Origin of the sequence: Flavobacterium sp. PS2, assembly GCF_046250155.1 — a bacterium.
Classification (GTDB): Bacteria; Bacteroidota; Bacteroidia; order Flavobacteriales; family Flavobacteriaceae; genus Flavobacterium.
This window is the reverse complement of record NZ_CP176426.1, coordinates 66774-78835: the sequence shown is the minus strand read 5'-3', so window position 1 is coordinate 78835 and position 12062 is coordinate 66774. Positions and strand designations below refer to the sequence as shown.

The following is a 12062-nucleotide window of genomic DNA, read 5'->3' as shown; positions in this document are numbered from 1 at the left end:
AACTTTTTAGCACAACATTTATTAACCATTTAAAAATTTTAAATTATGACAGCAAAGAAAAAAAATGACGAAGAATCGATCTTCTTAGTATCCTTAGAAGGGCTTGATTTATCTAAAGATCAGAAGAAAAGAATTGAAGAAGGTATAAAAAGCCTTGTTTTAAAGGAAATTGCGGGAATAGATTTTGAAGGCGACATAAAGATCAGTAGGAGATTTACAGGAAAGCCCGGTTGGGAAGATTTATGGAAAAGAGGACAACTAGCAGGTTTCTGGATTGGAGGTTTCCCAAACTTCCCATCTGAGATCCCAAAATAATGTTATCAAGGTTGCTAAAATTCATAATTATGAATTTTAGCAACTTATAATTGTCATTTAAAAAATAAAGAAATGGAAAACAATAAAGATAACGACAATAGTTATTGTCCTAGTTATGCCGTTAAACCAGGTGCAAAACTTTATGGTATTGTAAATGAAAACGGCTTCATTAATTATCTAAAAAGTCCCATTGAAATCAATCAGGATTTTATTGAAGAAGCTTACAAAGGAAGAGACCCCGAAAAAAGATTCAGATTTGCTGGCAATTGCTCCAAATCTGGCTGTAATCAATGGAATGGTACTTCAAAAGAATGTGGTCTGGTTGATCAATTGATTGATATCATAGGGAATGAAGAGTCTATACAGTTACAGGATTGTCCAATTCGTTCAAAATGCAGATGGTTTAGTCAACGTAAAGGTTATGCTTGTGCTCAGTGTAATGAGGTGATTCGGGATATAGAAATGAAAATTATTGGGGTTGATTGACATAATCGCTTCAAATAACTGATTTTATAAAACTGTCAAAATTCTAAAGTTTTGGTTTTTTCGATAGCACGGATTTACACTCCATGCCACATCAAAGTATTTCTGCTAAGTCCAATAATTTAGGAAAAATTAGAGAATAATTTTAAAAAGTTGAAAATTATGAAACCTACAAACGATAAAAAAACACATCAAAATACACTACCCGTAAATGACAAAATATTTCAGGCAGTATATGATTCTCCCTCTTCATTACCAGGAAAGCAAAAATGGATAACAAAAGACGAAGATGTTCGCATAATAGAAAAATTATTAGGTATGCCGGACAAAACAATTGGTGCCCCGCTTTGGGTAAGTGGAGATAATAAAAAATGTCCAAAATGCAGACGCGAAATCAATTGGCTAGATATTGTTTCCTCCGCAGTAGATAGCATTCATGCTAAAGAAATGATTGCACAAGTTATTCTTGGCGAAACCAAATTTGTAAATATTGAAGTTCCAAGAGCTATAGCAAATCTACATTGTTTTAAATGTAAAACCGCTATTGAAAACCTTCGCAGTTTTAAATGCCACAATTGGGCTTATGCAAAACCAGCTTTGCTTAAAGTGCTGCAGGAAATGGAGAGAAAGCAATAACCGATTCAGAAAACATATAATAACAATATCATGGCAACACAATCTGACAACCAAGATCCAAATAAAAATAAACTCAATTTTTTTAAATTCGATTTAAAAGCCGGAAACCAACTCAAAGCATTCGATGCTATTTATAAAATACATCATGGCAATTGGGATGAGGTAAAAAGTGAACTATCCAAAGACAAAAGTTTTACACCAATACTGGTTAAGAATCTTGAGTTTACACACTACTTGTCTAAATGGAGTAATGATAATAAAGCGGTTGTTGAGCTTTTTCAGAAAGATGATAAGTTACTTTCGATGCGTGATATTGCTTTAAATTTTAATAAAGAGGCTTTTATCCAAAAAGTAAAAAGTAGTTCACCGGCAACATCAAACGAGGATAAAAAAGCATTTGCCATTGATTTGCATCATAAGCTTTTTGAGTTTGAACCCACTGCGGTTGTCGTAAACATGATAAAAGACCCACAAGTAACAGTGTTAAATACTGCTGTAGGAACAAAAGTTGCTACATTATTAGAAAAAAATCCAGATTTTAATATCAGAACCACTTCGATATATGAAGTATTCAAAAATAATAAGGAATTCAAAAAAATCCCGGTCGAATTACAACAACCTGTTCAAACAGAATTAAAAACGTTACAAAGAATTGTTGCTATTAGTCCCATAGCCGATGCTATTCCGGTTTTGTACGATGCCAAAATTCATACTGCATTTCAAATTTCAAACGTGCCACCTGCGCAATTCAAAACCGCAATGAGTGGTAAAGGATTGGATGAAAACGTATTGTTGCAAATTCATACCAATGCGCAGCATTTACGTGTACGTAATGAACACGCTTTAATAGCCTTAAAAGAAGCCAGTCAGAATACTGGTATTGACATGATTGACAGAAGCGTGCGCTTGGGTAATGGGGCTGAAATAAAAAAGGGGCTGGGAGCAATGAAGACAGAGAGTAATACCATTATATATTCTCCGGAAGAAGCTACAAAAGAGATTATAGAAAAAAATAATTTAACATGGGATATGCTTTTTGGCGATGCAGATATTTGCGAATGTGGCGAATGTACTTCCGTCTACAGTGCCGCGGCATATTATGTAGAGTTATTACAGTATTTGCGCAACAACAATCTTGATCCTGATGCCACGGAAGATGTTGCCATAAAATCCAACCCTAAAAATATTTCCGGAACTCCATTAGAAAAATTATTCAATCGTCGTCCAGATTTAGGCTGTCTGGAATTGACTTGCAAAAATACCAACACCATTTTACCTTATGTAGATTTGGCCAATGAAGTCATGGAAAGTTATGTGGCATTCAAACATTTAAAACCTTTTAATGTAGCCGATGAAACCAGTAGTGAGTTACTTGCAGAACCTCAGCATACAGAATATCAGGCGTATTGCATCCTGAAAAATGAAGTATATCCATTTACACTACCATACCATCAGCCCATTGATGCCACAAGAATATATCTGGATTATTTAGGAACAAGTCGTTATGAAGTAATAGATACATTCCGAAAAAACAATAGTAGTAACAATGTCGAATTAACTCAATTAAAAGATGAGGTTTTAGACAGGGCATCTGATTCTGAATTTTTAAATATTACTAAAGAAGAATATATCATACTCACAAAGGAATGCTTTGAAAGTAAAGCCCTGATGAATAAGCTCAAAAATAAAACATTCACAGATTCAGAATATCAAGAACTGATTGGTGTAAAATCAGTAGGTGAATATTATGGCTATGATAATGATGCAACAATGTTGAGCGATAACGGACTCACATTAATCAAAAAAGAATTTTTACGACGCACAGGAATTGATTATTTCAACCTTGTTGATTTACTTAAAACACAATTTATCAACCCGTTTTTACCCAAAGGAAAATCAAAAAACATAACGGAAAGCCTGCATTTTAGCTATCGATTTTTACAAAACTATGCCAAAAAATACGGCATGGATAAAATGGCGGAAGATTTGGTAAAATTGGAAAAATTTGCTGATTTATTGCCAATGATTATAGATCAGATTGAAGTATTAACCAACAAAAAAGTACTAAGTTGCCCTGATACATGCAAAGATAAAGTCGAAATAAGCGATAAAGATATTATTTGTTGGGTGAAATGCCATTTTGAGAAAATAGGCAAAATGATAGTCATAGAAAGCGGTAGAGGATGCGTGAACGGGGAAATACTGTTTGCGAATAATAATAGTTTATTTGATAATGACTTCAGCATAAGGGTTGAAAATTGTAAAATACTTTATGATACAGCAAAAGAAAAACTTCCACTTGGGCAAATCGATAAAAAAACAGGAAAAGTCACTTTTTTGATTGATAATGGAGAAACGGATCCTAAAAGTTGGGAGCAAATAAAATTTGTAGGTGACAAGGGCGAAAAAGGCGTATTCTTAATAATAGACGGAGAAGTATATCTCATTTTCCTGGAACAAAAAGACAGTTGCGATTTAAATACGGCGCTATTGCAGCATTTAGACGGAACACCGCTGACTGTTGACGAATATGATCGTATACATCGTTTTATACGCTTGTGGAGAAAATTAGATTGGACAATTGATGAAATTGATAAAGCAATTATTGGATTAAGCATCCAGAAAACAGTAGATAATGAAGACGATGTAAGCGAGGATGATTCTATTTGTGATGATTGTGGTGATGAGTGCAATACTTCAGATTGTGATGAATGTGATTGCGATGATTGTAGCGAAGAATGTCATCATGATTATGCTATTTCAACAACCTTACTACATCAATTGGTAGCCGTAAAAAAACTATTGGATAAAACAGGAATTGAAGTAATAAAATTACTTTCTTTTTGGACAGATATCAGCACAGCAGGAGAAAATTCGCTCTACAAAAAACTTTTCTTAACACACAATGTACTAGGAATCGATAAGGTATTTAAGGCCAATGCAAATGGAAATTATCTTACTGTAAATACTACAATTACCGAACATTTTCCGGTATTAATGGCGGCTCTAAATTATACAGCCGATGATTTGCAAACTGTCATGCAGGCAACAGCAATGACAGATGAAATGACTATCAGTAACCTCTCAACACTATATCGCTACCGATTGCTCTCAAAAGTTCTGGGCTACAAGATTCCTGCATTTATGGATATCGTTCCTTTATTAGGTACTATATTTAATGATGCATACAGTACACTTGAATTTATAGAGAATCTATCCAAAATAGATGATGCAGGTTTTACACCACAAGAACTCAATTATATCATTAGCGATTTTGATGATATTAAAAAACCGTTTAAACCTACACAGAAATCAATTTTAATTTTGGCAAAATCCATATACGATGGATTAAACACAATCGACGAAACTCAACAGGACTTGAAGCCTGATGATAAAATAGGTAATGCAGCATTAGAACAAATTAATCTCAAAGAAAAAGCAACGTCAGAATTTGTAAGAGCTAAAGCAAGTTTGCTTTTTGAAACGGATATTGTAGAAAAAGTCATCGGTATATTGAATGGTACAAATGTATTTATAACCAATGCTCCTAAAAACATAGCGTTCATTCTAGGAGAAGATAAAACGCTTCAAAATAAATTAAAATATGATAAAATAAATGGTAGTATCCAAATAACAGGGATCTTAACCGAAGCTGAAAGCATTGATTATAAAGCAATCAGTAACGACCCAGAGTGGATATCTGCGTTAAACAGGGTTGAAAAACAACAAAACAAACAATTTAAAGAATTATTGTCTAAAATTTTTGAGACTGAAAAAACAAAAACAGACGCTCAAAAAGAAGCATTAGAAATAATAATTAAAGCAGGTGACATAAGTTTACCTATTGATAAAATACTTGAAGGAGATCCTGATATTAATACAGCTCCACAAAAAAGAATAGCATTTTTAGAAATTTTCATGCCTTACCTGCGTCAGGAACTGAGTCATCGTTTTATTGTAAACACTTTGTCTGGCATAGTAGGTTTACAATCTAATATTACTGACTTATTGATTTCTGATATACTAAAAATTGGTAATATACCAGTTTCGTTATTCAGTATTTTTGAAAAAATAAAAGAAAGTAGCAAGCCTGTTGAAAGCAATTGGAATGGATATCTAATTCCTTCAACAACTGCTACATATACTTTTGTTATTAAAGAGAGCAATGTTCAACCTATACTTAGTATTGATGGAACAACATTGACTTTTACAGTTCAGGAAGACCCTACAAATGAATGGTGGAGTACTGATATTGTGCTCCAATCTGGCAAATTATATAAATTATCAACTACTGGTGTCGAATTAAAAAAGATCCATTGGAAAACAACTGCCTCTGCTATTACAGCTGTTCCATCATCGGCATTAATTCCCGACTTTGCCTCACAGCAATGCGAGCCCGCATTAATTGCATTAAAAAAAGTGGCCATGCTGGTTACTGGTTTTGATTTGAGTGCAGATGAAATTCAGTTTCTGGAAAAAAACAAAGTTCATTTTGATAATCTGGATTTTAACAAATTGACATTAATCCATTGGTTGCGACTGGAGGTATATACCAGATTGCGAAACTCTTTGCCAGAATCTGAATTCAATATACTTGATTTTTGGAACTGGACTTACAATCCATTATCTGATGGCACATTATTGAGCGGTAAAATTGTGGAACTCACAACATGGAAAAAACAACGAATTGATAAATTGATTGCCCCAAATCATTTCAATATAACACAACTACAAGATTACAACAACGAAAAAAATCTATTAAAACTGCAGTCTGCTCTGGCTGTTGCCGATAAGATAAGTGTAGATATCGATTTGCTTTTTGAATGGGCAATCCCAACTTCTAAATTCAATAAATGCAGGGTAATAGCCGATAGTATAAAAAATGCAATTCGTGCCAAATACAATCAAACCGATTGGGAACAGGCTGTAAAACCATTGAGCGATAAACTGCGTAATAACCAGAAAGAAGCCTTAATTGGATTTTTGTTGCAACAACAAACATTAATAGATTGGGGGGTAACAGATGCAGATAGCCTATTTGAATATTTTCTGATAGATGTTCAAATGGATGCCTGTATGGAAACCTCACGTATCAAACAGGCTTTATCATCAGTACAATTATTTATACAACGTTGTTTCTTGGGATTGGAAGAAGAATACAGCGGAATTGCGCCAGATATATTAGATAGAGAACGTTGGGACTGGATGCAGCGTTACCGCGTTTGGGAAGCTAATCGTAAAGTTTTCTTATATCCCGAAAATTGGATTGAAAGCAATCTACGAGATGATAAGAGCCCATTTTTTAAAGAATTAGAGGGCGAATTACTGCAAAAAGACATCAACAAGCAAAATGTTATTGATGCGTTAAAATCCTATCTCTATAAAGTTGATGAAGTGGCTAATATGGAAGTAGTAGGATTGTATATTGACGGCGAAAAAACATCCGAAAAATGGAATGAAGGAGCAAAATTACATGTGTTTTCCCGCACCCGCAATGCTCCCTATTTTTATTATTATCGTTATTTGGCCCTAGATGAAATGAATTGGTATCCTTGGGAAAAAATGCAGGTAGATATACCAGGTTATGATGTAGAAGATGCAACTGGGAAAGTTACAGATAATGGTTGTTTTTTAACAGCTGTGGTATGGAATGAACGCTTGCTGATTTTCTTTCCTCAGATTGCAAAAAAAGTAAAGCCAGCTAAGACTGGTAATGATTCAATGAAAACTCTTGGAGATACAACAGTTAACAGTAATTTGCCTGTAGAATATTTTGAAATAAAAATGGCATGGAGTGAGTACCGAAATGGTAAATGGACACAGAAACAATTGAGCAAAGATGTTTTGGCTACAAGTCCTAAAGATAGTACTCATGATATTCCATTTTTTAAATTCATTCCTATTATAAGTGATGATAAAATACTAATTAATGTAGATGATCTTAAAGATGCTGATGGTGGTTATTTTGGTGCATTTAAATTTGAAGGGAATACCATAAAAGTAGGATCAGCGATAGGAACTGTACCAATTCCAATTGATCATTTTAATCAGTCAGACGGGAAAATGTATTCATGGCAGCTTAACAGTCCAACTTTTGCACGTCATCTTGATTTTTATTTTAATGAAGAATCATCAAAAGAAAATTTAGTTTGGGATTATGGAAGTTCAAATACGGTAAAATTCCATCATTCTTTTACACATAAACTAATGGGTAAAATTAATTCAGGGAAACTGGAAGAATTTTTTAATTGTAATCTAAAAATAGTTGATAAAGATGATGCTTTTGGTAAATATGACCATGATGGAGATGCAAGTACACCCGAAATATACAATGAGCTCAAACGCCCTTATTCTTTATACAATTGGGAACTGTTTCTGCATACACCAATGATGTTGGCAGATGCATTAAGTAAATCACAACAATTTGAAGAAGCCATGAAATGGTATCATTTTGTGTTTAATCCTATTGCCGAAGGTTCTGATGATAAACGCTTTTGGCAATTTGCGCCATTCAAAGAAACAAATAGTCAAAGAGTTTTAGAAAGCATTTTCAATAATCTGAAACCTAATAAGGCTGATCAAACCATTAACGAATGGCGTAACAAACCTTTTATGCCACACTTGGTAGCCCGTAACCGTCCGGTGGCATACATGAAATGGGTCGTAATGAAATATATAGATAATCTGGTGGCGTGGGGCGATTATCTATTCCGACAAGACACTATTGAAAGTATTAATCAGGCTACACAATTGTATATTTTAGCCATGCATATTATGGGACCTCGCCCTATGATTATTCCTAAGCGCGGTATTACAAAACCGCAAACCTATATTGGTTTATTAGACAAATGGGATGCTTTTGGGAATGCCATGGTAGAATTAGAGTTAGCAGCTCCATTCAGCAATCAAACTGCCTTACCTTTTGGGGCAGTAAATGGGGAATTGGCCTTTGCAAATATATACGGTTTAGCTTCTTCGCTCTATTTCTGTATCCCGGACAATCCTAAACTTATGGGCTATTGGGATACGATTGCCGATAGATTATATAAAATACGTCATTGTGAAAATATCGAAGGAGTATTCCGAAAATTACCATTGTTTGAACCACCAATTGATCCTGCATTATTGGTAAAAGCTGCGGCGCAAGGATTAAGTATTGCCTCGGTAATAAATGATTTAAATACTCCAATGCCTAACTATCGTTTTTACTATTTACTCCAAAAAGCATTGGAATTGTGTGTAGAATTAAAATCTATGGGGAATGCCTTGCTTTCCGTAATCGAGAAAAAAGACAATGAAGCCATTGCACTTATCCGTTCCAGACATGAAAATGCTATGCACAATCTGGTAATGGAAATTAAAAAATTGCAACTGGAAGAGGCTCAGAAAAATATGGATGGTCTGGAACAGAATCGTAAAAGTCCAGAACATCGTATGAAGTATTACCTAAAATTAATAGGGGAGGACTTAGGCAAAGTACCGGGATTGGATGCTGAATTTGCTGAAATTGTCAATAGTATAGAAGCACCTGTGGATGAAAGCGGATTGAAACTTATACCTTTTGAGAAAGAAGATATGGATAAGGCCAGTGCTGCTGCCGATTGGCAAACTGGTATTGGAGTAGTAGAGACATTGGCTTCGGTTTTTCATGCATTACCAACGATAAATGGTCACGGAACACCCTTAGGAGTAGGGGTTGCTGTATCTTGGGGATTTCCTAACTTAGCAAATGCTACATCAGCAGTTGCTAGAGGTTTACGAATTTATGCAGATCATCTTTCTTACCAATCTTCATCAGCTGGTAAAAAAGGAAATTTTAAACGTGCTTTACAAGAACGAGTTATGCAAGCTAATGCTGCAGGTTATGAACTAAAACAAATAGATAAGCAAATAACAGCTCAAAAAATTCGTATTGCCATTGCCAATCAGGAAATTACCAATCAACAAAAAATGATCGATAATGCACTGGAAATAGAAGATTTTTTAAAAAATAAATATACTAATGAAGAATTGTATACCTGGATGCGCGGCAGTCTTAAAACATTGTACCATCAGGTATATAGTTTGGCACATGAACTGTCTAAAAAAGCAGAAAAAGTATATCGCTTTGAGCGAGGAATAAGCAATTCCAATTTCATACAATCAGGCTATTGGGATGCTGGACGAGAGGGCTTACTCGCTGGAGAACAACTTTATGTTGGATTAAAACAAATGGAAGCCGCTTATCAGAACGAACGAGGTTATGATTATGAAATCACAAAACATGTTTCTTTATGTTTATTAAGCCCATTGGCACTTATTCAGCTTAGGGAAACAGGCAAGTGTGAGTTTGAAATACCCGAAGTATTATTTGATATGGATTATCCGGGGCAATACAAACGTCGTATTAAATCGGTATCAGTATCATTACCATGTATTGCTGGACCTTATACAGGTGTCAATGCCAAATTCAGTCTGTTGGAAAATAAATTCAGAAATAATGCGATCGGAGGTAAGACATATGAGGAGAATACAGATGATACAGATGATCGTTTCAGTACATACCGAATACCAATTAATGCTATTGCAACCAGTACAGGTCAAAATGATAGCGGTATGTTTGAATTGAATTTTAAAGACGAACGTTACATGCCATTTGAAGGTGCTGGTGTTGTTAGTAAATGGCGTCTTGAATTACCAGAGATTCGTCAATTTGACTATGGAACAGTTACCGATGTTATTGTACATATTAGATATACATCCAACGAAGGTGGAGAACGATTAAAACTAAACGCTACAAAGACCGTATTTAAACAATTGGAAAATATTAAACAACAATTGAACGAAACTGGTCTCCATTTGGCATTAAACATGAAGCATGATATGGCTAATGAATGGCATTTATTAAAAAAATCAGGAACAGTTGAGTTGAATATTGACAAAGTACGATTGCCTTATTTGGCTCAGTCTATTAATTCAGTACATATTGAACAAGTTATGTTCTTGGCAAAAGTCAAAGATAATCCAGTTAGTTTTGTACTTAATATTGATGAAACCGAAACAATAGATCTTTCTAAAGTAAATGAATTGAATATGTGTCGTGGCATCAACTCGGATATTAAACTTAATATTCCATTTAGCCTATCTGTTGAAGAAGTCGATAAATTAAAATTGGAGGAATTGATAATGATAGTGAAATATGGTTTTTAAAGTTAAATGATTCTATATTTAGATGGAGAGGTAGTTGACCATGCCACAATATAATTGACTTTTTTTGTTGACTAAGCAAAGACAGAGGATGGGTGCTTAGGTATTTTAAATAAAGGTAATTGAGAATAATTGTAAACCAGATATAATAAATATTGATAAAAGTGGCTCAAATATCAGTACTGCCAGAGTTTATAGTAAACGTTTGTTTTCCAAAATAGCAATCCGACAGAACTTTATAATTTAACCATCATAAAATGGCGCCACTACAAAAGATTTAATTTTTTATAGTAAATAAGGGGAGGAACTCCAATAAACACTTTCTATAAAAAGACTGTAGACTCACTCGATAATGATGCGTATATTTGGAATTATAAATTATAATAATGCTATCTATGAAGAAAATAGGATTTTTATCGTTTGGGCATTGGGCCAATCATCCTTCCTATCAAACTCGTACTGCTGCTGATACACTGCTTCAATCTATTGATTTGGCCGTGGCTGCTGAGGAAATTGGTCTGGACGGCGCTTATTTTCGAGTGCATCATTTTGCTACACAGCTGGCATCGCCTTTTCCTTTACTTTCGGCCATTGGTGCTAAAACGAGTAAAATAGAGATTGGGACAGGAGTAATCGATATGCGGTATGAAAATCCGTTGTATATGGTGGAAGATGCTGGCGCTGCAGACTTAATTTCGGGAGGACGTTTGCAATTAGGAATCAGTAGAGGGTCGCCGGAGCAAGTCATTGATGGTTGGCGTTCTTTTGGTTATGAGCCCATGGAAGGTGAAACTGATGCTGATATGGGACGCAAGAAAGCTTTGGAGTTTTTGGATAAGTTAAACGGTGTGGGATTTGCTGAGCCAAACCCGTATCCGATGTTCCCAAATCCACCAGGTTTATTGCGCCTTGAACCACATTCTGAAGGTTTACGAGAACGAATCTGGTGGGGAGCAGCCTCTAATGCTACTGCCATTTGGGCGGCCGAAAACGGGATGCATCTGCAAAGTTCTACCCTGAAGTATGACGAAAATGGTAAACCTTTCCATGTTCAACAGGCCGAACAGATCAGGTTATATAAAGAAGCCTGGAAAAAAGCAGGACATAAGTACGAAGCACGAGTTTCGGTAAGCCGTTCTATTTTTGCACTGGTTAATGATCAGGACAAATACTACTTTGGAGATCAGGGTAAAGGATCAGATAGTTTTGGTAATATTGAGAGAGATAAACGAGCAATTTTCGGAAAGAGTTATGCTGCTGAGCCGGAGAAACTCATTGCAGAATTGGCACAGGATGAAGCTATTCAGGAAGCTGATACGGTGCTGTTGACCATACCCAACACATTGGGTGTTGACTACAATGTACATATACTGTCGGCTATATTAAAATATATTGCTCCAGAATTGGGCTGGCGTTAGTTTTTTATAAAAAAGTGAACCTCC

Annotated in this window: 5 protein-coding genes; all 5 read left to right on the top strand. The window is 35.1% G+C overall.

The genetic code is table 11. From position 1 onward, the window contains the following. Window positions 1–45 precede the first annotated feature (45 nt). The 5 genes from ACJ6WR_RS00275 to ACJ6WR_RS00255 all read left to right on the top strand — a co-directional run bounded on the left by ACJ6WR_RS00275 (window position 46) and on the right by ACJ6WR_RS00255 (window position 12038). A complete protein-coding gene (locus ACJ6WR_RS00275; protein WP_409416716.1) occupies window positions 46–315 on the top strand; it encodes a hypothetical protein in 270 nt (89 codons plus the stop codon). A 72-nt stretch (window positions 316–387) separates the two neighbouring features. Continuing rightward, on the top strand, window positions 388–801 hold the full coding sequence (locus ACJ6WR_RS00270; protein WP_409416715.1) for a hypothetical protein: 414 nt from the start codon (window positions 388–390) through the stop codon (window positions 799–801). A gap of 159 nt (window positions 802–960) precedes the next feature. Next, complete coding sequence (locus ACJ6WR_RS00265) at window positions 961–1434, top strand: hypothetical protein (protein WP_039116223.1); 474 nt, start codon at window positions 961–963, stop codon at window positions 1432–1434. Between the two features lie 30 nt (window positions 1435–1464). Beyond that, complete coding sequence (locus ACJ6WR_RS00260) at window positions 1465–10623, top strand: neuraminidase-like domain-containing protein (protein WP_409416714.1); 9159 nt, start codon at window positions 1465–1467, stop codon at window positions 10621–10623. Between the two features lie 392 nt (window positions 10624–11015). Then, a complete protein-coding gene (locus tag ACJ6WR_RS00255) occupies window positions 11016–12038 on the top strand; it encodes an LLM class flavin-dependent oxidoreductase (protein WP_039116221.1) in 1023 nt (340 codons plus the stop codon). The last annotated feature ends 24 nt before the right edge of the window (window positions 12039–12062 follow it).

What these genes read in the sequence shown, in the direction of transcription:
- ACJ6WR_RS00275 (WP_409416716.1), top strand. Translation starts at nt 46, where the DNA reads ATGACAGCAAAGAAAAAAAATGACGAAGAATCGATCTTCTTAGTATCC.
- ACJ6WR_RS00265 (WP_039116223.1), top strand. Translation starts at nt 961, where the DNA reads ATGAAACCTACAAACGATAAAAAAACACATCAAAATACACTACCCGTA.
- ACJ6WR_RS00270 (WP_409416715.1), top strand. Translation starts at nt 388, where the DNA reads ATGGAAAACAATAAAGATAACGACAATAGTTATTGTCCTAGTTATGCC.
- ACJ6WR_RS00260 (WP_409416714.1), top strand. Translation starts at nt 1,465, where the DNA reads ATGGCAACACAATCTGACAACCAAGATCCAAATAAAAATAAACTCAAT.
- ACJ6WR_RS00255 (WP_039116221.1), top strand. Translation starts at nt 11,016, where the DNA reads ATGAAGAAAATAGGATTTTTATCGTTTGGGCATTGGGCCAATCATCCT.